The following is a 24,950-nucleotide window of genomic DNA, read 5'->3' on the forward strand; positions in this document are numbered from 1 at the left end:
GCCCGCGCGGGTCCATCTTCCCACACCGAACAGAAAGACATCCCCATGGCTATTCTCAAGTTCTCTGCCTCAGCCGTTGCGGCGCAGATCGCCCATGCGCGCGCTTGCAAAACCTTCCTGCCCAACTGGAACGGGCCCGTGGACAGGCCGGCCCTGATCCTCATCGTCGGCAACGGCGTGCATCTGCGCTCGAACGGCATCGACGGCACAACCACCCGCATCGTCACGACCGAACAGGCCGATCCGTCCTTCGCCTTTGCCGACGGCATGAACCCGTTTCGGGATACCGATTGGATGGCTCAGCGCCGCATGGCGTCTCGTGATCTGACCGGGCAGTTCTACACCGACATTCTCGACGATGTGCAGGTGCTGATCGACCGGGGGCAGGGGGCGATCCGGTTCGCCACCGATGGTCACAGCATCCGCGTCTTCGTGCGCCGTGCGTCGGATTATCTCATCGGCGGGACCTACGAGGTGCCTTCAGGTCTTGGCGGCACCTTCCGGGTCATCCTCAAGGATGCCTGCGACACCTTCGCGATCGTGCAGAACTGTGGCAATTGCGAGGATTTCGACGCCATGCAGCCCTATCGCGTGCCTCTCGATTCGCTGATGGAGATCGATGACCGGAGGGTGGCATAACGCGCCCTTTCTCAAACAAGCATCGCCAATACCCTGCCGGGCCTGCGGCCCTCTCGGGACATTGGCGGCAACAATTTTCTCCAACGAGAGAAAGGACTCTGAAATGGGATGGCTGTTCTACACTGACCGCCGCGTCAAAACCTACGCGGACGAGAAAGCGGAGATTGCCCGGCTCTGCACCTTTGAGGGCGACACACGCAAAACAGAACTGGTCAAGGCCTGTAAGGTTGGCTCCACCTGGTATGCGGCGGCAAAGGTCACCAATCTCGACGGCACCCCTGTCGAGGACGCGACCTATGTCACGGATGCGGACGGCTCGATCACTTTCGGAGCTGTCTTCCTCACCCGATACGATGACGGCTGCTGGGGTTACAAGGATATGGAGGAAAGTGCTGGCCCGAATGAGTCGCGCGCTCCCCTTGCGCTGATCGAGCTCCTCTCCAACCTGAAAGACCCGGACAGCTACGCCCATGCCTGGCGTCAGCGCTGCCGGGATTGGGCTGCGATCCCGGACTACGAGGAAGGCGACAAGATCAGGCTCGCGACCCCTGTGACGCTCACCGATGGCAGCACCTGCCAGATCGTCACCGCGACCCACTACAGGCGCGGGCGGCAAAAACGCCGCTGCTACCGCATCGAGGAAACCTGCGGGCTCGTACGCCTCTCGAAGGCCACGCTTGCGGGTTCGGAGCTGCTCAGCTCCGCGAAAGGTGCTGCCAGCCCGGTGCTGGCGGAGTATCTCGCGGGGCGAGAATAGGTGCCGCGCCGGACAGTTCATCGAGCTGCTGGCGACAGCAGATCCTGCGGCTTGTCTTGACAAGACAATGCAAATGCATTACCTATCACGGGCAGCAAAGCCCCTTTTCTTTCAGGAGACTGCCATGACAGCACTCGCACAAGACGTCTCGAAACTCACGGACCGGTATCAGACGACCGTGCCTGCGGGTGTGCGCAAGCAGCTCAAGCTGGGCAAGGGCGACCAGATTCGCTACTGCACCGAGCCGAGTGGCCGGGTCTATATCGAGCCCGTGCGCAGCGACGAGGATGATCCCGCGCTCGGCGCGTTTCTCGATTTTGTCGAGGCCGATATCAAGGCGCATCCGGATCGCATTCGGGCGTTCGATGGGGCTTTGCATGACCGTCTTGCAGCACTGGTCGGAGACGTTGACGTCGATCTCGATGCGCCGCTATCGCTCGAGGATGAATGAACGGCGATAGCGTGCCGGCCCACGCGCCCCTTGTCATAAACGGATGGTCGATTTACGCGCATCCGCTCTTTCTTGACCAGCTCGAAGGGCTGACCCTGGAAGTCGAGGCGCGAAAGGCACGCGATCCAAAGACCTGGCGCAAGAAAAACCCGACGAAACGGCTGGCCGCCATCTTCAAGCTGGTCACCGAGGCCATACCGGCAGATCCCGGTGCTGCGGCCTTCCGGCAAGGCGGCACGCTCGGGGATCACCGCAAGCACTGGTTCCGCGCGAAATTCTTCCAGCAGTATCGGTTGTTCTACCGGTTCAACAGCGATGCCAAAGTCATCGTGGTGGCCTGGGTGAACGACGACAAGACCCTGCGCGCCTATGGCAGTAAGACGGATGCCTATGCGACCTTCAAAGGGATGTTGGAAGATGGCAACCCACCTGACAATTTCGACGCGCTCTTGAAAGAAGCTGAGGCGGCGGACAAGCGGTTCGAGACGTCTCTTGAAGCGGCGACCGATCGGTAAGTGGCCCGATTAGCTGTGAACCTTTCGGCCTTGCCGTTTACGGCACCACTGTGGGTGATGTAGCATCGACCCATAGTATAGTCGGAGAAAGCGCAATGGACCCAACGGGTAAGGAACAGCCGCACCTCGGTCTCGAGGAGCATTTCCGTGGCGGCTGATGTCAATTCGTATGACGCGTGGTTTCGTGCGCAGACACAGGCCGCGCTTGAGGATGCGCGCGCTGGAACTTCACAGGTTCAGGTAATGCAGGCCGCGCAGGCTTTGATTGATGCGAAGCGCCAGGGCCAATCCAAGCCCTGACCAAGCCTTGGAGGTCAGCGCGGTCTGACCACGTCACCCAGAAAAGCGAAAGCAGGCTTTTTGTCCTTTGGAACTCAGACCCTGATCCAAAGGAAAATCCCCATGTCCAGGCCCAAACCGTCAAATCCGGCTCTCACAATCTCCGACGCTGATCTCGCCTCTGCGCTGGCGCAAATCGGCGCAGAGATCGATCACCAGCCCCTGCGCAGTTCGGCGCTCGCACGCATCATGCGGCAGGCGTTCGGCGGCAGCGATGCCAGTGGCGCGTGGGACTGGCGCATGGCCTATGACCTGATGCAGGCCGGGGCCATCCAGGTGCTGCTGCGTGGAGACGGTGCAGCAGGTGACATCGCCACCGCAAAGCTGCTTGCCTCACGGCTCCTCACGGAAACGCGCCGGTCGGAGCAGCAGATCCGGTTGCAGCAGTTTTCCACGCCGTTGCCTTTCGCGGCCCTGGCCGTGCGGGCGGCAGCCATTCGTAAGGGCGAGACCGTGCTGGAACCCTCGGCTGGCACCGGCGCCTTGGCCGCTTTCGCCGCCCGGGCCGGTGCCACGTTTCTGCTCAACGAGATCGACCCTTTGCGCCAGCGCCTCCTGCGCGTGGTCTTCGGCGGCGAGGTGACGAGCCATGACGGCGAGCATATCGACGATCTGCTGCAGACGCCGGTTCTACCCGACGTCGTGGTGATGAACCCGCCCTTTGCCTCCTCGGTCGATCGCTCGCGAGACAAGCACATCGCTGCCAAACATCTCGTCGCGGCAGCCAAGCGCCTGGCACCAGGTGGGCGGCTGGTGGCGATCATGCCGCCATGGTTCAGCCCGGAGCGTGATGCCGCGCATTGGTCGCGCGCCTGCGGTCTCCTGACGCCGCGACTGGCGTTGACGATGCCGGGGCAGGTCTACCGCAAGCTCGGCACCTCTGTCGAAACCCAGCTCATGATCTTCGACAAGGTGCGGGAGGACGGCGAACTCATCCGCGCCGCGGTTCAGGGTCTTGAGGAAGCCCTTCCTTTTGTCGACACCGTGGCCGCAAACCGGCCTGAGACGCGCCCCGCCCAACGGGCGGCGACAAACCCTCATGCGCGATCGGTCGGTCCAGTACCTGTCACGCGCAAGCACCCAGTTGCCAGAGTTGCGGCGTCCAACGCTCAGACCAACGCTGCCATATCGCTCACTTTCACAAGCCTTGAGGCTCCGCGCGACAACACGCCCGTCTCGGACATCTATGCGCGCTACCGCCCGCAGCGGATCGAGATCGCGGGTGCGCAGGAACATCCCACGCCGCTCGTCGAGAGCATCGCCATGGCCTCTGTCGCGCCGCCGGTGCCATCAGGCGCGGCCAGTGCGGAATTGCGCCTGCCCGCCAAGCTGATCGAGGAGGGGCATCTCTCCGAGGCGCAGCTCGAGACGATCATCATGGCGCATGATGCCCACGGGCGCGACCTGCCGGGGCGGTTCACGATCGATGACGACCAGACCAAACTGACGCGCGCCGATGATGACCCGGAGGCACGTGCCTATCGCCTTGGGTATTTCCTAGGGGACGGTACCGGCTGCGGCAAGGGGCGCGAATGCGCCGGGCTCATCTTGGTGAACTGGCTGGCCGGCACCAGGAAGGCGATCTGGGTCTCCAAATCCGCGACGCTCATCGAGGACGCGATACGCGACTGGACCGATCTCGGCGGCTCGCCCGCCGACATCCAGCCGCTCTCCAAATGGAAACCGGACCAGCCCATCCCGATGGGCGACGGTATCCTCTTCGTGACCTACGCCACGCTGCGGTCCGCGGGCAAATGCGGCACCACGCGACGGAGCCAGATCCTCGACTGGATGGGCGCTGATTTCGACGGCGTCCTCGCTTTTGATGAGGCCCATGCCATGCAGAACGCGGCAGGGTCCGAGCAGGGCAGGGGGGTCAAACCCTCCCAGCAGGGCCTTGCTGGCCTCCGGTTGCAACTGGCAGCACCCCGCGCCCGCGTCTTCTACATCTCGGCCACGGGTGCTACGAGCGTGCACAATCTCGCCTATGCAGCGCGGCTGGGGCTCTGGGGGCAAGGCCCCGAATATCCCTTCCCGAACCGCGAGAGTTTTGTCTCGGCGATGGAGGCGGGTGGTGTCGCTGCTATGAAGGTGGTCGCCCGCGATCTCAAGACGCTCGGGCTCTATACGGCGCGCGCCCTCAGCTTCGATGGCGTGGAGTATGACGTGCTCGAACACGCGCTCATCCCGGCCCAGATCGAGATCTACGACGCTTACGCGGGCGCGTTTCGGACGATCCACCACAATCTCGAAGCCGCTTTGACCGCGACTGGCGTCAATGACGCCTCGGGGGAGACCAATGCCTCGGCCGCTCGCGCCTCGGCCAAGTCCCGCTTCGAGAGCACGAAACAGCGCTTCTTCAACCATCTCCTGATGGGCATGAAAGCCCCGAGTATCATCCGCGCAATCAAGGACGATCTAGTGGCGGGCCACGCTTGCGTCATCCAGGTGGTCTCGACAGGTGAGATCCTGCTGAAACGCCGGCTTGAGACGATGGAGTCCGACGACGAGCTCGTCGAGGGTGCCTTGACGCCGCGCGACTATGTTCTGGGCTACCTCGAACAGGCCTTCCCGATCCACGCGCAAAAGCTGGTCGAGATCGACGGCAATATGATGGCCGAGCCGCTCAGGGACGAGACCGGCGCACTCGTTGTCTCGCGCGAGGCGCTCGCCCTACGAGATGCGGCCATGATGGAGTTGATGACGCTGGCCCCGATCCCGTCGGCGCTCGACCAGATCCTCTGGGCCTTTGGCGACGAGGCCGTGGCCGAAGTGACCGGAAGGTCGATCCGACCTCTGAAGGCGGACGATGGCCACCTCTTCATCGAGAAACGCTCGGCCAGCAGCAATTCCTCCGAGACCCAAGCTTTCATGGACGGCGAGAAGGATATCCTGATCTTTTCTGACGCGGGCGGCACGGGCCGATCTTATCATGCGGCGCAGACGGCGAAGAACCAGAAACGTCGCCGGCACTATCTTCTGGAGCCCGGCTGGCGCGCCGATGCGGCCATCCAGGGGCTGGGCCGCACGCATCGATCGGCCCAGGTGAGCGCGCCCTTCTTCCGGGTCTGCACCTCCGATGTGCATGGCGAGAAGCGCTTCACCTCGACGATAGCCAAACGCCTCGACCAGCTGGGGGCCCTAACCAAGGGCCAACGCGAGACCGGCTCGCAAGGCATGTTCCGGGAGGAGGACAATCTCGAAAGCCCGATCGCACGGGCCGCACTGCGTGGCTATTTCGCCGATCTTGCCGCCGGGCGCGCCGAGGCGATGAGCTACGAGAGTTTCACCGATTGGACAGCTTTGCGGCTGATCGACAAGGACGGGGTGCTGCTCGAAGAGCTGCCCCCGATCCAGCGGTTTCTCAACCGGGTGCTGGCGCTGCCCATCCACATGCAGAACGCGCTTTTTGCCGAGTTCATGCGCCGGATCGCCGATCAGACGGAACGGGCGCGCGCGGCGGGCACGCTCGATCTCGGCGTCGAAACCCTGCGCGGCGAAAGGATCGAACAGGTCTCCACTGAGGATCTCTGGACCTGCCCGAAATCCGGTGCGGTCACGCGGATCATTGGGCTCGAGGTCACCGATCCGGTTCATGTGCTGTCGGCTGATGACGCCCTCGCGCGCAATCCGGACAAGCTGCCCATGGTCAATCGCGCCTCCGGTCGCGCGGCGCTCATCTCGGCGCGCCCGATGCAGATGTATGACGAGGATATCGTCACCCTCATGCGCAAGGCCGTGCGGCCCAACGGGTCGAGCTATCTTGAGGAGACAAGGTTCGAGGCCTCGGCCTGGGAAGAGATCGGCAAGCCTGAGTTTGCAGTGCTTTGGGATGCCGAGGCCGCGTCCCTGCCGAAAACCACCACGACCAAGCTCTATCTGCTGACTGGGCTGCTGTTGCCGGTCTGGAAGGACATCCCGACCACCAATGAGCGCATCTATAGGGTCACGCCCGACGGGGCGACCGCCATGATCGGGCGCACGCTGAGCGAGGAAGGGGCGGCCGCGCTGCGCGCCCGCTTCCTCGTCTCCGACCCGTAGACGCCGCAAGAAATGCTGACCGCCGCCCTCGGCACCACAGCGCCGGTCGATCTTGGCCGGGGTCTCACCCTGACCCGCCGCCGGGTCGCAGGCGAGATGCGTCTCGAGCTGGGCGGTGCGGATCGGGGCATGATCGAGGGTCTCAAGGCCATGGGGTGTTTCACCGAAATCATCGCCTTCCAGCTGCGGGTATTTCTGCCGCATGGGGACGGTGTCGACACGGTCAGCATTCTGACCCGGATCGTGGGGCAGCTGCCACACGCCGCGTCTGTGGCAGCAGAATAGGGAAGGGTGAGATCATGACTCTCGAAGACATCAAGGCGGCCGTCGATGCCGGTCAGACCGTGCACTGGGCCAATACCGGCTACGTTGTCCACAGGGACAGGCTCGGCCAATACCTGATCACCTATGTGCCGAACGGCAGCTGCATCGGGCTGACAGACCGGAGCGGGCAGCGGTTGAACGGGGAGGAAGCAGAGTTCTTTATCGCTGGACCGAAGTGTGGCGACGAGAAGAGCCAGGACAGCCAACTGAGACCAGACGGGCAGGGGAGGGGCGTCGTACCCGGCGGGGAGGTGGCACAGACTCTCAGGCGCCAGCGCTGAACTGAAGGTTGGGAAGAAAGGAAAGCGAGCTTTCTGGTTTGTGATCCCACGAGGGGTCGAAAAAGCAATCCCGGTTGTGCTGGCAAGGACGTCAGGCACCGGCCAATCCAAGAAGGAACCATCCCATGTTCGCAGGAACCCTGAACCGCAATGTCGAGACCGCAGCCGCCGAGTACACCGGCATGATTCATTCGACGCGCTTTGACATCGCCATCCAGCTCGAAACCCGCCCGAAGATGTCCGAACGCAGCCCGGATTTTGATGTGACCGCGGTCAACAAGTCGGGCCGCAAGGTGCGCATCGGCACAGCCTGGAGCGCGACCGGCAATACCAGTGGCAACCCCTACATCTCGATGCAGATCGATGTCGGCCTGGGCCCGTTCCGCGTCAATGCCGTGCAGACGAAGGAAGCGCGGGCGGCCAAAAGCGACGAATTCGAGATCATCCCGCTGGTCTCGAACGGCCTGATGAAATCCGGCTCGATCTCGGGCGAGCTCACCGCCATGGACGCGGACAACGCCTTCACCGGCTACATCGCCAACATGATGTTCGATCTGGAGTTCATGCTGATCGAGAATGGCTACAAGACCGAGGAGACCCATCCCGACTACCGGATCGAGGTCAGCTCGCCCCGGGGCACGCCGATCCGCGTTGGCTCGGCCTGGATGGCGAAAAGCAGCCGCACGGGCAATGACTACCTGTCGCTGCTGATCAACACGCCCGATGGCGACCTGCGCGTCAACGCCGTGCAGAACGAAGAACAGCGCGGCGGGCAGGCCTTTTCGATCATCCCGTTCATCGACAGCGGTGAACCGCCGCAGAACGCAGATGCCGGGCTGATTCTGGTCGCCTGACGATCCATTGCAAGAATCCTAAACATCCGAGCAGATTGGGGAGCCGCAAGTTCGCGGCTCCCCTTTTGATGTGGTGGATTGGTGGAAAGCACACACTATAATCCGGCTTATGGCTGCATAACCCGATACATTTTGCAGGTCGGGCTACGCCCGACCTGGCGCAAAGTAAGAGGAGCCAGCACGAAGTGTTGCCAACTCCAAAGATAAACCCCTGCATTTTCCTCGGGCTTGCTCAAAAATTTTTTCCAATGTACCACCAAGGTCGGTATATCTATATGTTCGCCTATATTTGCTATCCTATTTGTGTTGAAGAACGGGGAAGGTGTTTTGAAACATTCTGTGCCTAGGCGGCGGAACCCCTTTGCTATGCAACGGGAGGCTTTGGACGGCGGTTGGCGAAACGTAGAAAGCGTCCCACTGAAAGGTGAGGGAGAATTCCTGGCTTTGACGATGTCCGGTTTAGTTCGGCTTGCTCGCAACCGCCGCGACATACTCCGGATCCGACGCGCCGACAGCTATGGTCCGGCACGCGTGACTGTCAATTCTGTCGAGACGGGGAACTATCTGGGTGCGATCGCCTGGAAATGGCCAGACTGAGTGTCCGTGATTTCAAGGATTTCAAGCCCTCCCGAAAATGTTTCATGATGGTGAAACAATCTTCCTATTGTCGCCGCATTACTGAGTTAGTGAATTAAGCACTGTCGGCAGACTTGGAGTATTTTCGAGATGTCGCGTATTTGGATATTCGGCCTCGTTCTCGTCACGGCGATCGCGGCGTTGAAGACGCTGATTGTTGCCGAGCTGGCCTATCCGCAGGCCGGGCCGGGCATGGGCATTCTTTCCGGACTTTTTGCGCTGTTCTTCGCATTGACCGCGATTGTGGCCTATGTCGCCTGCACGCAGCTCAATCGCCACGTGGTGCAGCGGCGTCGTGAAAAGCTGGCGCCAGGGGCCAGTGAGCCCATCGCCAAGGAAACCGTGATCCTGCGCCATGCATCGGATTGGGGTCTGTCGCAGGCAGAAGCGGACGTGGCTATTTTCGTGGCCAAGGGATTTTCCAACAGCGAGATCGCCGAAATGCGCGGCAGCGCCATCACAACGGTGAAGTCGCAGCTGGGCCGTATCTACCAAAAATCCGGGCTTGATACGCGTTACCAACTGATCGCCTTCGTCACCGACGAGGTGGTATCAATGGCCAAGGAAGCCGATCGTCCCGATGCCAAGGTAGAGACAAAGGTTGTGCTGCCGCTGACCGGGCGCCGCAAGCAAACAGCGGCCTGATCCCTGGTCATCGGATTGAAGCCTCCGAGTTTCTTTCGGACGCGTCGGTTCTGAAACCCGTGCGGAGCTTGGTTTACACCAAACATTCTGTATCGCGACACCCGCCGCCACAAAAGCGAAGCACTATCTTTGATAAAGCCAGCTCTGGCGCACGTTCAATTACACGCAGTTTCTGGGATCCGTTCACTGCACCAACGCGATTGCAGGACAGCGCGTTGCTGCTAACGTGACCTTCATGGAACGCCGTATACTCGAAACGAAGGTTGTTCATCCTGAGCATGGTGAAATCACCCTGTTCGAGGTCGTTGACATCGTCGGGGGTGTCGAAGTCTACCCCGACGAACGACCTCTATTTACAACGAGGGAAATGGCTCAGGCCTGGATTGATCAGAAAGTAGAAAAAGGACGCTGACGCGGTCTCTATCTAGTGGGATGCAGGACGGACACCGCGCCTGCGTCCATCACTCATACGCCACGGTTCGAAGATGCCAGAACAGCCAAGCAAACACAACCAGAAGGCGATATAGCTAACATATGCAGGCGGCTGCATGGCCACTCACCATCCAGCCGCCCGGCCCCAGGCTGGAAGGTAGCAGGGGCAAGTTTTTCGCCGACCCGTCCCTTTTGGGCGAGCGAGCCGACGGTGGCAGGGATAAAATACCACACGAGAGACCGCGGGGAGCGGACGCCCGCTAGACTACTTTGCACTCAAGTTGCTCGCAGGTGCAATGCGAGACTTTACACAACAACGATGCTGTGTCGCCCTGTATCGGCAGTTTGAGAGCTGTGTCGGTGGAGGCTAGACGCCTGTATAAACCGCGGACCTAGGGGCGATCCAAAGTGCCGAGCATTCGAAATGATGCCGCAAGCTTGTCGTGCGGCACAACCTCATCCCATACTGCAACGAGATCAAAGATCTTTATCTGCGTAGAACGCTATTTGTTCGGTGGTCTTGCCGTAACTCGGCTCGATAGCTTTGATGGCCGCTTTCCTGAAGCATATTCAGATTGAATTTGAGGCAAGGGTTTCTCATGTTCCACCGATGGATATTGCCCTTATCAAAACTTTTCTGGAGGTGGCTGCGACGGGATCTTTCGTTCAAGCCTCGGACCGCCTCTTTGTAACCCAGTCTGCCGTTTCGCTCAGGGTGCAGCGATTGGAGGAAAGCTTGGGTCGGCCTCTGTTCACCCGCTCGAAAGCAGGCGCTGAACTCACGCCAGCCGGTCGCGAGTTCGAAAGCTATGCACTCAGTCTGATCAAGATTTGGGAAGAAGCGCGTCAGCAAATTGCCATACCGGAAGGTTTTCGGAAAAGTCTGACAATTGGGGCGCAATACTCGCTCTGGCCCCGGTTGGGGTTCCGGTGGATCGATCAACTGCGCACAGCCATGCCGGATCTGAGCATCAGGGCAGAACTTGGCATGCCGGACCGGCTGACGCGCTTTCTCATAGAGGGCGTTGTGCAGGCCGTACTCGTCTATTCTCCGCAGATACGCCCCGGTCTCATCGCAACCAAAATGATGGATGAAGACCTGGTGCTCGTGGCGTCCTGGAAAGATCCCCAATTGAATGATCTGAAAGGGCGCTATGCATTCACCGATTGGGGGCCTGAGTTTGTTCAGGCCCACGCGATTGCGTTGCCGGAACTGACAAACCCAGGGCTGACGTTTTCCCTCGGTGCCCTGACCGCCGAGTACATTCGGTCCCGAAACTACGCGGCTTACCTGCCCGCGCGCTACATCAAGCGCTTTCTCGATTCTGGCGAGTTGCACCTTGTGCCGGACGCACCGCGCTTTCCGTTTCCGGCCTGGGTCGTCTGGCGCGAAGACGTTGACCCGGAAGTTGCAGAAATATCACGTTCCGCGCTTGCCGCAGTCGTCGCCAACACGGATGCCGATCAATCCCGAGTGATCCGACAACTGCAAGAAATCAGTGAGAATCAAGACATTGGTGTGCTAGGCGAGGCTGAGATCCTCAAATATAACAAATAGTCGTTTTATACGTTAATAAAATGAATTTTACTCTACGATGACCGCTTTCTAATTCCTATCCCAGCAGAGATGCTCCCGTTCTGAATGAACCGAACGGGTCACCTTTTGGGAAAGGAAAGACCCATGAATAATGTAAGCAAACTGGCCTCGATGTCGGCTCTGGCTCTCGTCTTGGCGGCACCTGCCTTCGCACAAAGCGGCATTGTCGGTATCGAAGACCTGGATGATCGCATCGAAGACATCGAAGACGATGTGCAAGACGACCTCGCCGAAGGCGATGACGCGAGCCGCTACGGAACGAACCAGTTCGCACAAGGCTGGAGCGGTAGCTTCGCACTTGGATTTTCGGCGACCTCTGGCAACACCGACACTGCCGACCTCGATGTCGCCGGTCGTCTACGGTATGGCAGCGGCCCGTGGAACCACTCGTTCGGCTTTGCCGTGGAATGGGCGGAAGACAACAATGTCACCAACAAGGAAGAGGTTTTCGCGACCTATGAAGCGAACCGCTACCTGACGGACAGCTTCTACATCTTCGGCCTCGGTTCGGCGAACTACGACAACTTCGACACGCTGAAGTGGGACGCCTTCCTCGGTGCGGGACCCGGCGTCCGGGTGATCAACCAGGAGAACATGACCTGGCGTTTGCAAGGCGGACCTGGCTATCGCTACACCGAAGACCAGTTCGGCAATGATGATCACGAAGTCGCCGGCATCGCCTCGTCGCGTTACTTCTACAAGTTCACCGACACGGTTTCGCTGACCAACGATACGGACGTGCTTTTCTCCGAAGAGAACACCCTTATCACCAACGACTTTGGTGTGAACTTCAAGGTGACCAACAAATTGTCCACCCGGATTTCCTATCGCACCGAGTGGGACAGTGATCCGGCACCTGGCTTCGACGACTTCGACAACAAGTTCGGCGCGTCGCTCGTCTACGGCTTCTAAGACTGCTTGTTATCCCTCAAGCAAATGGATGGGGGACGGAGAAATCTGTCCCCCCTTTCTTATTCATGTGCAATAAATTGAGGTGCGAAAAATGCCCGATTGGAAAAGGCCTTCGGAAAGCGACTGTGGCTATGTAGAGGTTCTGACTACGCACCATACCGGTGCCGTCTATGGGCATCGCTTGGTCGGAGCGACCGCAGGGCCTCAAGTTTTGATTGCAGCCTTCTGCCCGTCAGCAGAGCAAGTGTTTCCAACGCATTCTTTCCATTCCAACGCTGCCTTGGATGCGCGGCACTCTTTTGCTCGTTCGCTTGGACCTCCTGGATGACCTGAGCGAGGACCTGTCATCGTATTCAGGCTGCGGAAAGATAGATCATACGGTCGTTCTGCCGTGGTGCGAAATCCGTGAAATTGATGAAGCGCACATTCGGCGGTGCTATTTTATGACTCTGCGGACGTGCGCCGATTTGGGCATGATCTCGGGTCGCGGCGTGCCGGAAATTCCGTTTTGAACATACGTTGCAAGGCTAAATTGGTCCTCAGTCGAAATTTCCCCTCGTTAGCTGCGGTATTTCCACGAGTGATTCCTAGCCCTCGTCCCCGCCTGATCACTACTTCGTTGTGGGATCGAAGCGCCATCTTCCATCCGCGCGAGTTTGCCACCTTCGCAACCACTGCCTCATCGGACATAGTCACGTGATGCGCCACGCATTTGTTCTCATCCTTTCGCTCGCCGCGGTATCAGTCATCTGGTGGATTGGACGCGATCTTGTTCCGCCTCGATCCTTGACCTTTGCTGCAGGCGAAGTTGGCGGAGGATACCATGCGATTGCGACGCGTTATGCAAAAATCCTAGCGCGCGACGGTATAGAGGTGCGGGTACTCGATACCGCCGGGTCCGTCGAGAACGTGGATAGGCTGACATCGGGTGAGGCCGATGTGGCGCTTCTTCAGGGCGGTGTCTTTGCAAAGGGTGAGGTCGAAGCGCTTGGAGCAATGTTCTACGAGCCGCTCTTCGTGTTTGGGCAGTCTGCCACCGAAGTTTCGGCGAATCCGGGTGATTGGGCGGACCTGAGGCTTGCCGTCGGGCCGGAGGGATCGGGCACGCGCGCTGCCGCTCGTGTTTTGCTATCAGCGAGCGGTGTCGCACCAGATGAAGTGACACTATTGCCCGTTGGCGGGGCGGAGGCAGTCACGGCATTGCGTGCAGGCAGAGTCGATCTGGCGCTGTTTGTGGCGCCGCTCGCAGCCCCGTATCTCCAGCCGCTATTGGAAGATCCGGATACGCGTCTGGTGCGACTGCGGCATCTCGAGGCGCTGGCACGCAGCATGGATCATGCGGAGATCGTCACGCTCCATGCCGGCGCAATTTCACTGCGTCCGGTACTGCCGCAACGCTCTACCGACCTGATGGCAATGGTTGCACGCCTCGTGAGCCACAGAGATCTCCATCCCGCACTCGTCAATCGATTGGTGATGGCGGCCCGCGAGATTCACGGTGATCGTGACCAGATTTCCTCCGAGGGCGCGTTTCCCGCCACCTCCGGGATCACGATGCCGATTAATGTGAATGCGTACGACCTCATTGCCGACGGACCAAGCCTGCTTGCATCGTACCTGCCGTATTGGGTCGCTGCGCAAGTCAACCGCATTGCATTGCTTGCCCTGCCGATCGTGTTACTGCTGTTTCCGCTAATACGTTCGTTGCCTGGATTGTATCGGTGGCGGATGCGGTCCCAAGTCTTCCGTCATTACCGCGAGATCCGCGAGATAGACAGCGCTGTGCCAGAGACCGCCGACAGCTCACGACTCTCAATCTTGCGGAATCGGCTGGAAACCATAGATGTGGAACTGGCCAAGCTGCGCTTGCCGATCGCTTACCGCCACCTTGCATACACTGCACGTCTGCACGTCGACCTCGTACGCTCGCGCATCGACGATAAGCAGCATAGTGCCAAACCTGACGAGAGGTCGTAACCGACTGCGAGCGCAACACGATGTCGCTCGAGCGTTGGCTCGGAGCATTCACCGCCACCCGGTCCGCAGCCTTGAAGGCCGCGGATTGCAACCGCGAGATCGACAATTCTGTTTCGGCGTTGTTGCACGCTTTACGAGGGCGATGTCCGCAAAATCAATCAGTTGTGGTGAAGGACATGCCTATTGCCGCGTCCGTCATGCGCAATCGCGCGTTCGCCTGGACTCACCCGGGAGTTAGGATGGCCGCTCCCGGTCAACGGATTGCGCCATCGCTTTATGTTTGCCCGCCTTTTCGCATTGCGTCCAGAACGGCATTCATCGGCGATTGGTCCACGGTAATCAAACCACGTCGGGGCCGATCCAGATCGATGATCACGAAAACAAGAGCGACAATGAGAACAGGCATCATCAGTGCGGTGGCTGTGATTCTTGTGCGCCCCGCACCCGAGGCGTATCCGAGGAGGCCGCCGGACAAAAGGAATGTTGCATATAGCATGATCAATACGATTTCAGGAACGTGCCGATCTATTGCGGCGTCCCTTGCGGACAACTCATCGATTACGTCGTTCAGCGAATTCGAAAACGCCACTGTTGCGGGAGAAGAGTTTTCCCTGGTGATTTCGGACGCGATGGCCCACAGGTTTGCGAAGGCCTCTTCGGCAGACGCGATGAGGTTATCCCGCTTTTCCTTTTCGGTGACCGGGACAGTCGAGGCCGCGACACGTTCGGCAGCGTAGGCCAGCAACGCCGGTTTCACCAAGTCTGCATCCTCAAGATAATCCGTGCGCAGCCAGGCAGTCCCTATAGCGTTCGCTTCGGCCACGACCGCTGCCGAGCGCGCATCATGCCGGCCGAGCGCCACGCTAAAGGTAAACCCCAAGAGCAGGCCGAGAATCCCGAGAAGGGACGCCTGGGTTGCGGTCACTTGACCCGTTTCCCCGTCATCGCGCGGAGGGCGGCTCTTTCCCAGCCTGCGACCCAGGTACATCGTCAAAAACATGCCGCCCAAAAGGGCGATTACGATCCAGATGGTCGGCACATCGTACATTATTTCTTGCCTCATGTAGAATCCTCAGCGTGAAGAAAAACCCTAGTCAGGACACAAGCTTATAACAACGGCCTTTGCACGGATGCCGCCGACGCTTCTAGAGATGCTGAAAGCTGTTGAGCACTTGACGGCCTTTCGTGGGCACTGGGGATCCGGGCCAGGACGAGAGCAGCGAGCAATAACTTTGTGGCGATTTTGTCCGTCACGCGCGCCACAACCCTGGCATCACGTAAGCCTGGCCGAAAGAGGGTCGCCTGGATTTTTGGTGTATTACGCTTGAGGATCGAGCGAGACCACGAAGGTCGTGCCTTTTCCCTCCTCTGTTTCGAACTCAATCCGTCCCCCATGATGGTCGACAATGGCCTTAACGATGCTCATGCCGAGGCCAGTCCCTTTTACGGATGTCGTGTAGCTTTCTGGCGCGCGGGTGAACCGTTCAAACAGACGCTTTTGCAAGGCTAGAGGTATTCCGTGTCCGTAGTCGCGCACCCAGAAACCGTCGCCATTCGTGATTATCCCAGCTTCCACTTTACCGCCAGGCAAGGATGCCTTGATGGCGTTGGACAACAAGTTGCTCAAGACTTGGAGCAGCCGAAGCTTGTCGCCCTTGATCGACTGCGGCTGCCCTTCCGGAGGAATCAGGGAGACTTGCACATCATGCTGGGTCGCGTATGGCCCGATGTCATCTACCGCTTGCTCTACGACGGAGGGCAGTTCGACAGTCTTCTGATCGGCGACAAAGCCAGCGGAGCTCAGCCGTTCAAAATCGAGAATATCTTCGACCAGGTGACTCAAGAGGTCGGAGTTCCGGGCTGCCGTATCCAGGACTTTCTGCATGTTCTCAGAAAGCCTATCTCGTTCCAGGGCAAGCAGCTTCACGGCGCCACTGACCGAAGTGATAGGGGTGCGGAGTTCGTGAGACACCGTTGAAATCAGCTCATCCTTTGCCATGCGAAGCGATTTCTCTTGGGTGATATCGCGAACGACGCCCACAATGCCCAACCGGGTCTCCATCTCGCTTCGGAGCGGCGCCATGAACACTTCGCCGGGAAACGTCGATCCGTCCTTTCGCCGGAGATCCATCTCAAACCGGTTCACAGCTTTTTCCCGGGCCTTGCTATAAATGCGCTCACCCTGGTGTTCATACGCATCCACGCTGGGATAAAGAACAGACGTGCTTTGACCGATGAGATTGCCTTTGCCGAAGCCGAAGAGCATTTCTCCGGATGAATTGATCATCCGGATCCGCCTGTCGTCGTCCGCAGCGATGATCGCGTCAGGTACAGCCTCGATGATCGCATTCAGCAGCATAGTTTTTTCGGCAAGCTCCCGTGCGCGTTCGGATTTGAGTAACTCCTGCCCAAGCCACCGTCCAAACAGGCGTACCAGTTCCGTTTCCATTGCGCGGAAGGGTTTGCGCTCGTCCGGGCCGGAGAAATTCAAGGTTCCGATACGCGTTGTGCCCACGCGCAATGGTACGCCAATATAACTTTCCAAACCAAAGTTCAGATAGCAGGGGTGGTCGGCGATCTCGGACTCACCTGCATGGTGAAAGTAACTGACATCGTCCGCAACCAGCGTGTGCGTGCAGTATGTCTCGGATACGTTGAATTCGGCTCCAGGGTCCGGCGCCCAGTCAGGCCCTGTGACATGGTGGACGCGGTAGACGGAACCATCGATGCGGCTGACGATTCCAAGAGGCAAGTTCAGAACGTAACAGCCCAACTTTAACAGCCGGGAGATTTTCTCGTCCATGTCGAGGTCTGGATCGAGCGACACCGTGAACAATTGACGCAAGGCGTCGTCATGACGCCCCAGAAACTCGCTCCACTCTTGTGACGGGTCTGATGTACCGTAATCCGACATGGTCCCTCGCACATTTTTTTGACTAGTTGGAGCGTCATTCACTCAAGGAAACAGTAAAGTTCAAATTGACGTGTGTCTGGACTGCGCTCGGCGATAATCTTCCAATCGGCTACAATAAGGTGACCGACGTCGCAGGAGTAGAACGGCCCTTCGGTCCGTCGCGCATTCGGCCATGCGGCCTCACCGCGGCGTTGCGCTTGGCATCCCGGTTTGCCCGCCTCGCGAGCACGTCCCTCCCCTGCCGCTCCGCCGGATTGCGCTCTGGTCTGTTTTGCGGGGCAAAACGATCCCGCCGCTTCATCCGTCTCCCGCGTCCGGTCGGGCCGTTTGCCTGCTCGTGTCGGGCAAACCTACCGTCAAAACACACACACATGAGTGCGGAAGCATATCCTCCGGATGGCCCCCAAATCAGCCCGCGTCAAGGATCGCAAAACTTTTCGGCGAGGGCAGGGCCTGTGGCCCGGGGCGGTTTCGTGCGTGAGGGCGCGCATGTGTCAGGTGTTGCGCGCAGAAAACTTTTGCGCCCGGCAAGCCGGCGGCTGCGCCGTCCCTGACCCGGGCAGATTCGGAAACCAGGCATTCGGCCATGCCACCACACTCACGTGGTGGCTCCTCAACCGAACACTGGAGACCAGACATGGCTTACGACACCGCAAACACCTACGAGACCATCGAACTTTTCGGGCTGATTGAGAAGGACGCAAAGCTGCCGATCCCGGAAGATCACATCCTGACCGACCACATCATCCGCGAAAGCTTCGAGGCTCTGCTTGGTCAATTGCGCAATACTGGCCTTGAGGCAGAAATCGAACCGCTGGCCCATGGGCTCGCCACGATCCTGCAGCGCCGCAAGGTGGCACTCGGCAAGGAGGTTGACCGCACTGCCGACAAGATCGGCGCGCTGGCAAAATCCCACGACGGATCGGAGATCGCCGAGACCGCGCTCGAAGAAGCGCAGGCGCGCTTTCTGCAGCTGCGCGAGATTGTCAGCGCCATCGAGGTGATGAGCGAGGCGGCGGCGGAATGCTACGAAATCGAGACCGGTCACGCCTTCATCCCGGCAGCCGGGTCGCGCGCAAGCGTCCGGGCGCAAGAGACGGGTGCTGTCTTCGAGGCGCGGCAGCTCCTGGAGCAGCATGATCGCGAAACCGCCGAGAAATCGAAGGTCGAGGGGGTCCCCCTGATCGTCTCAGGCGCCACCGACTGGACCGATGTCGATGTGATCTTCAACACGCTCGACAAGGTTCGCGAGCGGATCAGGCAGAACCGCAATCAGGAGATCTTCGTCTGCCACAAGGGTGGCAAGCACGGGGCCGAGATGATCGCGGCTCGGTGGGCCCGGGCACGCGGGATAGCGCAGGCGCGCTTCGATCCGCGCTGGTCCGCGCACGGACGGGCGGCACCGTTCAAGTGCAACGACGAGATGCTGGACGACAAGTTCGCGGCAACGGGGGTTGTGCTCTTCGGTGGCAACGGGGTCGCTCTGAACCTCGGGCAGAAGGCGGAAGCGAAAGGCCTGACGGTCATGCGGGTTGCGGACCCGGCGAAGAAGACTGCGGAGACGTGAATTGAGAGGGTCGCCTTCGGGCGGCCCTTTCGTTGTTACTCATGCGCGTGGCGGTGCCCCAAATTGCTTTGCAAAGCAATATTTTCTGATAGGTATATACGTGCCAAGCAAAACTTGGAAATGATTGGCATGACCCCACTCAGCAGCATCGCGATGAGCGCCTATACCGACTTGGTGCGTCTTCTGACGGATGACGCCTTGTCCGGTGTGGAGGGCAAGCCCACGCTCAAGGAACGCGGTGACAAGGCCTATTGGTACGCCGCGCGACGCGTCGGAACCGAGATGCGGTTCATCTATATCGGCGAAGACAGCGACCAGACGCGCGCGCGCATCGACCGGATCGAAGAGCAGCGCATGGCGGCCAAGGCGCGGCAGGCGGAACGGTCGCGGCTGGTTCGGCTCTTGCGCGCCGAAGGCATGACGCCCATCGACCGGGCGACCGGTTCCATCCTGTCAGCCATGGCCGCAGCGGGGACATTCCGGTTTGTCGGCACCATCGTCGGGATAAACGCGTTCCGGCTCTATGAAGGTGAGCTTGGCATTCGCCTTCCCCTGGGCGGCATGAACAATACCGGCGACATTGACATCGCGCAGTTCGAAAAGCTCAGCGTGGCCCTGCAGGATCAGGTCGATCCGGGGCTCGCCGAGACGTTCTCAGCGCTGAAGTTCGATCCGGTTCCCGGGCTCGACAAGGGGCGGACCTGGCGATGGGCACAGGGCGGCAGTGGCCAGCTGGTCGAGTTCCTGACCCCGGCCTTCGGGGATGAGAGCGTCCGAGACTTGCCAGCTCTGGGCCTGGGAGCGCAGGCGCTGAACTACCTCAATTTCCTGATCGCCGAACCGATACATACGGCGGCGCTCTACCGGTCGGGCGTTCTGGTCCAGGTGCCACGCCCGGAGAGATACGCGATCCACAAATTGATCATTGCGGATCGGCGGCGGGACGGGGCGGGCAGCATCAAATCTGCGAAGGACAGGGAGCAGGCGGCCTTTCTGATCAAGGCGATGGCCGAGGACCGTCCCGATGATTTGGCTCGGGCCTATGCCACTGCCATGGAGGTCGGACCGCGCTGGCGGGAGCATATTGGCAACTCACTGAAGCGGATGCCGGGGACGCAGACGATTCTCGAGAGCCTAAGCGCGTGATGGCGAGGGCGAGGCGGCCAGCTACTGATCCGCTGCTCTGAGGATCGCGTGCCAATCCTGCCCTGCTCCCAGCACTCTTAAGATAACCAACTGATCTCGCTCGACCTGATAGATGATCAGATGCTCAGCGATGGGATGGATGCGAACAGGTGGATCGAATTCTGCGCGTTCACGGGCCATCTCCGGCATGAAGAGCAAACGATCGAAGGTATCTTCCATGATGTCGGTATATCTGTCGGCCTGAGCCATTGACCACGTCTGCGCCGTGTAAATCCAGATGTCTTCCAGATCGCGTTGGGCTGTTGGCGTCAGCCGATAGGCGATGGGATTACTTGCGGGCATGTTTCTCCCGCATCCGCGCCTTGAACGTCTTGAAGTCGAACGGCTCGGGGTCGCCGCTCTTGAGACCTTCATCGATGGCTTGCTGCAAAGCTTCGATCGCTTGAGCGCGCTCTTGGTCGCGGCGGATAAGGTGGCGCACATAATCGCTCGTATTGCTGAAGCTGCCATCTTTCAAGCGTGCTTCAACCCAGGTCTTCATCGGATCGGGGAGAGAAACATTCATGGTGGCCATAGTAATCCTCCTTCTTAATTCAGACATATCATTAAATGCCATATTTTGTCAATAAATATGACAAAACTTGCCATTCTCCCGGCCGCTTTGACCTTTGCCCGCGCGCCGCATTGCCGGGACCATCGGGTGATGGACCATCCCGGCAATGTCGTCCGTGACCAGAAGGCACGCCGGGAGTTACGTTTGGCGCGGCCTTTTCGTCGTGTGTCTCGAGGCGTAGGCGCGCTCGTCTACGCGGGCTCAGCAATCTGCCGCCGCCAGGACCGTTATTCCCTTTCCATCGGTCCGTCAGCGTGCGGCCCATTAGCATCGGGTCTAACAGGTGGCTAAGCGCGCCTCGTGGGTATCCTCGACAGTTCAAGACGCGGGCTGTGGCGACGTTTCGCTTGAGGTTGAAGACCAGCACGACCTTCGTGATGTTTCGGAACATGGCACCCACGCGGGTGGGCTCCGTCAGCACCCCGGCCAGGATCGGCGGGACGCGGACGCGGATGGTGGCGACGGCGTGACGGCAAGGGTCATCCGGATCACTCCTTTTTGCTCATAGATGTGGATCGCACGGGGTCGGCCCAATCGTGCCCTCAGCTGACGCTCCGGCAAGCACAAATACGGCTTCCACGGCGGAGCCGCGGACCCTCCGCATTTGCGCTTGCGACCGGGCCTCTTGCCCCCGTGCCGGGTGATCCCCATCGCAACAAGGAGTAACCCAAATGACCAACCACTACGTCGCCACCGTCCCCGTCAAGTTCACCGATACCGATGGCCAGGAGCGCACCCGCTTCCAACGCGTGGGCGCGATGTTCCGCAACACCCGCAACGGGGATGGCTCGGAGTTCTTCAGCCTCAAGCTCGACTTCCCGGTCGCGGTCTCGGAACTGGTGATGTTCCCGCCGAGCGCAAAGGACCCTCAGGGTTAAATCCTCTGACGAGGATGGGCCGCCCCAGGACGATCTTGGGGCGGCCCGATCCCTGTTCCAGGGATGCCGGTCGCTGCGCGATCAAGGGACCCACTCCCCCCGGAACGATCAGGCCGCGACAGACCGGCCAGTCAGCCTCAAGGGGGCCATCCGCAAAAACCTATCGGCCAGGGCCTCCCGGTTTTTGCGGCAGAGATTTGGTGACCAAATCTGGCCCTCCTCGACCCTGCCTGTCCGCCCTGTCGGTGGGGTTGCGCCCGCCCGCGGTTCCGTCCGAACACATGCGTGTTCGGCCAGACCTCGGGCGGTGCTGGGGAAGGGGACCCATTGGACAGGTGGGGTTCTTGATGGTGAGGGGGCAGCTCCGCGCCCCTGCGGGCCGCGGGGGAAGCGGACACCAAGGCTGCCTGAGCCTGAATGCAACGTAAGTATATAATTGACAGCTAGGTATATTATTGTAATGTAGGGGCAGCCTTGGTGGAAGGTGGCAGGAAATAGGGGGCCTTTCTTCCGCATGTCTCGAACGAAGCGCCTGACAGAGATCGAGAAGATGCAGATCGTTCGCGAGGCCGCGGAGGGTGCGTCGACGTCTGAGCTGGCTGGGCGCTTTGGAGTCACTTCGCGGGCCGTGCGCTACGTCCTGAAAGCCGATGCCGAGCGTCAGATGGATGCCGCTATCCCGGTCTCGGCGGTCAGTGTGAAGGTCACGGCTGCGGAGCTTGAGGCGCTCGACGAGGTGTTGGCGAAGGCGGGGATCGAGAGCCGGGCCGAGGGGCTGCGGCGGCTCATTCAGGCGGCAGGCGGGGTGTTCGTTCCGGACGCGCAGATGGCAGCAGAGATGGCGCGCTACCGCACTTCTCTGAACGAGGTTGGCAATGGTGTCGCACAGATCGCCAAGCAGATGACGCGGGCCAATCGAATGGGGCAGGGGGCCGTGGGGGGCACGAGTGCCGAGTTCTCCGAACTGCGCCTCGCGCAGATGCGCGGGCTGGCGCGGTTCATCCTGGATTCCGCTGATGAGATCGATCTGCTCCTGCGCCGCCGTCGCGACGCGATGCAGCTCGAGGCCACGGCCGCGCTGAGGGAGTTTGCCCATGCGGCTGAATGATGCGGTTGACGCGGTCACCGGCGAGGTCTTTCGGGACGGCTGGAGCCGGATCCGGGGCTCGATGCAGGGGCTGAATGTCGCCAAGCAGAGCCAGCTTGTGCGCGCGGCGGCAGGGCATCGGCCAGCGGTCTTCAAGGCGATCCGGGGCGGCGGTACGCATACCAAATCACAGCTCACAAACCAGCTCGAGTACCTCACTACCAAGTCCACCCATATCGTGGACTCGAGCGGATTTCTGGATGGAAAGGCGAAGCTCGAGGCGGGTGACATCAAGGACCTGACCGAGCGCTTTGCCAAGCGGTGGGGTGCGGGCTTCAAACCCAAGCTGGGCCAGACCACCCATATGCTCATGTCCTTCCCCATCGGAACGCGCGGGGAGGATGTGCGCGACATCGCGACGGATGTGGCCGAGCGGTTCTTCCAGAGTGACGCGAGGCATTTCGACTACATCATCGCGGTGCACGAGGACCGCGATCACCCCCATGCGCATCTGGTGCTGAACCGCCGCTCGCAGGAAGGCGAATTCTTCTTTCTGGGGCGCAACCACCGCTTCAACTATGACGACTTCCGTCTCGCCATGGTCGAGGAGGCCGAGAAGTATGGCGTGCGCCTCGAAGCCACGCGGCGGGTCGATCGCGGGGTTGTGCATTACCCCGCCCCTACCCGCGAAGTCTATGCGGCGAAGGAAGAGGGCCGCGCGCCCCGCGAGCGGGAACGTGTGGGGACCGACCTGACCCGGACGCTGGCGGAGATCGCCAACACAAGAACCGTCTACCATTCGCTTGCTGCGGAGGCTTCACGCGAGGCGCGGGAAGACATCGCCGCTGCCCTCTTCCGCGCGGGCGAGGTGCTGGCGCGCGGCGGGCAGGTGCATAGAACAGGAGATGTGTATATGGCCGAGGATCAGAGTTTCGAGGACCTGAGAAGCCTCTATGCGGAGAAGCTCACGCGGGTGCAGGGCATGATCGCCGAGAAGTCTGACGCGGAACGTCCCGCGTTGGAAAAACGCCTCATCGAGATCCAGACGCAGGTCCAGCACATGCAGCCTCTCGGTTTGCGATCATCCACGCTGTCAGAGACCCCCTCGGAGGGCGGGATCTATTCTGAGGCCAATATCGACACCAAACAGCTAGAACGTCTTGCCGAGCCGGACTTGCGGGCGCGCATTGACGCGGCCCTGCGGGGTACCGGGATCAGCACATCGGAAGTGGTGGCCCGGATCGAAACCGGGGCGTCAAACGCAGCACTCGAGCACCAATGGATCGCCAACGATCTTGCCAAAGTGGCCGAGGCGCGGGACCTGAACCTCGAACGCCGCGCCGATCTGGAACAAGCGCGCGACATTCTCAACGATGTGCATGTCGCGCTCGGCACGCTGCTGGAACGGGAGAACGTGCTGCGCCGGGATGGCATCGTGGAGGAGAACGCGGTCAGCGAGCGGTTCCATTATCACGAGGGTGCAGTGCAGGCGATGGAAGGGACCATCCGTCAGGAGATGCGCGCCGAGGGTTTGACCGCGCAGCAAATCGAGGACCGGGACTGGGAGGTTGTCTCGCGGGCGGAGCGCCGGATCGAGACGGAGCAGCGCGCATATCTCGAGGCACATCCGGACCTGCTCGCACGCCCGGGCGATGTGTTCGACAGGTCCCAGCCCTACAGGGAGACCATCACCGATGCAGCTCGCGCCAGCGAAATCACCCGCGAGGTCGAAGGGGTCATGGAGGTACGCGACCTCCGCACGCCCGTTGCGGATGCTGTCGCAGATGACTTGCGCGCGCGCTATCCGGACATGCCGTCCCACCTCGCCCGCGGGCTTGGCGCGACCTACGCGGCCGTCGTCGAGATCCGGGACACGGAAGCCATCAATCAGGTCCGCCGCGACAAGGAGTTGCGCGACGGGCTCGGGTCTGGCACGCGCGACGAAACCCTCGCGACCCGCGATGAAACTGCGATGCAGTCTGACCGAACCGACCGCCTCGCAGACGAGATTGCGCGTGTCCTGGACCATGAGCGGGCGGGGGAGTTGTCCGCGCCCTTCGAGACCGAGGCGGAGCGGGACGCTTTCCGCGGCGAGATCGCGCGGGTGCTGGACGTTCGCCAACTCGAGCGCCTCACATCCGGCGATGCCGATGCGCTGGACAAGGTTCTCGAGGACCGCCTCGACCGGCTCTATGTCGCCAAAGTCTACCTGCAATCTGATGCAGCGACGGCCAATACGGAGGCCTTGCGCCAGGTGGTCGATGAACTGGCCGATGCTGAGTATGAAAAACACCGCGCGACGGACGTGGATGGCAAGACCGAGCGGGGTCAGGTCCATTGAGCGC

At 60.5% G+C, this 24,950-nt stretch carries 21 protein-coding genes and 1 pseudogene; 18 read left to right on the forward strand and 4 right to left on the reverse strand.

Annotated features, from left to right (window positions below; all coding sequences use genetic code 11):
- The first annotated feature begins 45 nt into the window (after positions 1-45).
- From FIU85_RS20005 to FIU85_RS20060, 13 genes and pseudogenes are all read left to right on the forward strand, one after another.
- Positions 46-639: a regulator gene (locus FIU85_RS20005; protein WP_152494634.1), complete on the forward strand. Its 594-nt coding sequence runs from the start codon at positions 46-48 to the stop codon at positions 637-639.
- A gap of 103 nt (positions 640-742) precedes the next feature.
- Entirely contained in the window at positions 743-1,396 is a 654-nt protein-coding gene (locus FIU85_RS20010; RefSeq protein WP_152494635.1) for a hypothetical protein, read from the forward strand.
- Between the two features lie 124 nt (positions 1,397-1,520).
- Entirely contained in the window at positions 1,521-1,847 is a 327-nt protein-coding gene (locus tag FIU85_RS20015; RefSeq protein ID WP_036562940.1) for a type II toxin-antitoxin system PrlF family antitoxin, read from the forward strand.
- Positions 1,844-2,362: a type II toxin-antitoxin system YhaV family toxin gene (locus FIU85_RS20020; protein ID WP_152494636.1), complete on the forward strand. Its 519-nt coding sequence runs from the start codon at positions 1,844-1,846 to the stop codon at positions 2,360-2,362. The genes FIU85_RS20015 and FIU85_RS20020 overlap by 4 nt, the downstream gene beginning before the upstream one ends.
- A 147-nt stretch (positions 2,363-2,509) precedes the next feature.
- Complete coding sequence (locus tag FIU85_RS20025; RefSeq protein ID WP_152494637.1) at positions 2,510-2,662, forward strand: StaA; 153 nt, start codon at positions 2,510-2,512, stop codon at positions 2,660-2,662.
- A 102-nt stretch (positions 2,663-2,764) separates the two neighbouring features.
- A pseudogene (locus tag FIU85_RS20030) lies at positions 2,765-7,027 on the forward strand (strawberry notch-like NTP hydrolase domain-containing protein).
- A gap of 14 nt (positions 7,028-7,041) precedes the next feature.
- The gene (locus FIU85_RS20035; protein ID WP_152494638.1) at positions 7,042-7,347 is read left to right on the forward strand and encodes a hypothetical protein; all 306 of its coding nucleotides are present in this window, start codon (positions 7,042-7,044) and stop codon (positions 7,345-7,347) included.
- Between the two features lie 125 nt (positions 7,348-7,472).
- Entirely contained in the window at positions 7,473-8,201 is a 729-nt protein-coding gene (locus FIU85_RS20040; protein WP_152494639.1) for a DUF736 family protein, read from the forward strand.
- 726 nt (positions 8,202-8,927) lie between these two features.
- On the forward strand, positions 8,928-9,482 hold the full coding sequence (locus tag FIU85_RS20045; protein WP_152494640.1) for a helix-turn-helix transcriptional regulator: 555 nt from the start codon (positions 8,928-8,930) through the stop codon (positions 9,480-9,482).
- A 235-nt stretch (positions 9,483-9,717) separates the two neighbouring features.
- The gene (locus FIU85_RS22130) at positions 9,718-9,894 is read left to right on the forward strand and encodes a hypothetical protein (protein WP_172978208.1); all 177 of its coding nucleotides are present in this window, start codon (positions 9,718-9,720) and stop codon (positions 9,892-9,894) included.
- 630 nt (positions 9,895-10,524) lie between these two features.
- Complete coding sequence (locus FIU85_RS20050) at positions 10,525-11,472, forward strand: LysR family transcriptional regulator (protein WP_152494676.1); 948 nt, start codon at positions 10,525-10,527, stop codon at positions 11,470-11,472.
- A gap of 123 nt (positions 11,473-11,595) precedes the next feature.
- A complete protein-coding gene (locus FIU85_RS20055) occupies positions 11,596-12,423 on the forward strand; it encodes a YdiY family protein (protein WP_152494641.1) in 828 nt (275 codons plus the stop codon).
- A 699-nt stretch (positions 12,424-13,122) separates the two neighbouring features.
- Positions 13,123-14,400: a TAXI family TRAP transporter solute-binding subunit gene (locus FIU85_RS20060; RefSeq protein ID WP_152494642.1), complete on the forward strand. Its 1,278-nt coding sequence runs from the start codon at positions 13,123-13,125 to the stop codon at positions 14,398-14,400.
- A gap of 274 nt (positions 14,401-14,674) precedes the next feature.
- Here FIU85_RS20060 and FIU85_RS20065 read toward each other — a convergent pair whose 3' ends face one another.
- Both FIU85_RS20065 and FIU85_RS20070 read right to left on the reverse strand, forming a co-directional pair.
- Positions 14,675-15,463: a hypothetical protein gene (locus tag FIU85_RS20065; RefSeq protein WP_152494643.1), complete on the reverse strand. Its 789-nt coding sequence runs from the start codon at positions 15,461-15,463 to the stop codon at positions 14,675-14,677.
- A 255-nt stretch (positions 15,464-15,718) separates the two neighbouring features.
- Positions 15,719-17,314, reverse strand: coding sequence for an ATP-binding protein (locus FIU85_RS20070; RefSeq protein WP_152494644.1), 1,596 nt, complete (start codon positions 17,312-17,314; stop codon positions 15,719-15,721).
- 637 nt (positions 17,315-17,951) lie between these two features.
- Here FIU85_RS20070 and FIU85_RS20075 point away from each other — a divergent pair.
- Positions 17,952-18,881, forward strand: coding sequence for a DUF2493 domain-containing protein (locus FIU85_RS20075; RefSeq protein ID WP_152494645.1), 930 nt, complete (start codon positions 17,952-17,954; stop codon positions 18,879-18,881).
- A gap of 129 nt (positions 18,882-19,010) precedes the next feature.
- Positions 19,011-20,027, forward strand: coding sequence for a GSU2403 family nucleotidyltransferase fold protein (locus FIU85_RS20080; protein WP_254701904.1), 1,017 nt, complete (start codon positions 19,011-19,013; stop codon positions 20,025-20,027).
- Positions 20,028-20,048: 21 nt separating this feature from the next.
- Here the strand turns inward: FIU85_RS20080 and FIU85_RS20085 are convergent, their stop codons facing one another.
- On the reverse strand, positions 20,049-20,369 hold the full coding sequence (locus FIU85_RS20085) for a type II toxin-antitoxin system RelE/ParE family toxin (protein WP_152494647.1): 321 nt from the start codon (positions 20,367-20,369) through the stop codon (positions 20,049-20,051).
- Positions 20,356-20,601: a type II toxin-antitoxin system ParD family antitoxin gene (locus FIU85_RS20090; RefSeq protein WP_152494648.1), complete on the reverse strand. Its 246-nt coding sequence runs from the start codon at positions 20,599-20,601 to the stop codon at positions 20,356-20,358. Before FIU85_RS20090 ends, FIU85_RS20085 begins: the two co-directional genes overlap by 14 nt.
- Before the next feature lie 710 nt (positions 20,602-21,311).
- Between FIU85_RS20090 and FIU85_RS20095 the strand changes: the two genes are divergently transcribed.
- From FIU85_RS20095 to FIU85_RS20105, 3 genes are all read left to right on the forward strand, one after another.
- Entirely contained in the window at positions 21,312-21,518 is a 207-nt protein-coding gene (locus tag FIU85_RS20095) for a hypothetical protein (RefSeq protein WP_152494649.1), read from the forward strand.
- 514 nt (positions 21,519-22,032) lie between these two features.
- Positions 22,033-22,626 carry a helix-turn-helix domain-containing protein gene (locus tag FIU85_RS20100; protein WP_152498340.1) on the forward strand — a complete coding sequence of 198 codons (594 nt, stop codon included), beginning with the start codon at positions 22,033-22,035 and terminating at the stop codon, positions 22,624-22,626.
- Entirely contained in the window at positions 22,613-24,946 is a 2,334-nt protein-coding gene (locus FIU85_RS20105) for a relaxase/mobilization nuclease domain-containing protein (protein ID WP_152494651.1), read from the forward strand. The genes FIU85_RS20100 and FIU85_RS20105 overlap by 14 nt, the downstream gene beginning before the upstream one ends.
- Positions 24,947-24,950: the final 4 nt, after the last annotated feature.

Origin of the sequence: Roseovarius sp. THAF8 (genome assembly GCF_009363735.1) — a bacterium.
Classification (GTDB): domain Bacteria; phylum Pseudomonadota; class Alphaproteobacteria; order Rhodobacterales; family Rhodobacteraceae; genus Roseovarius.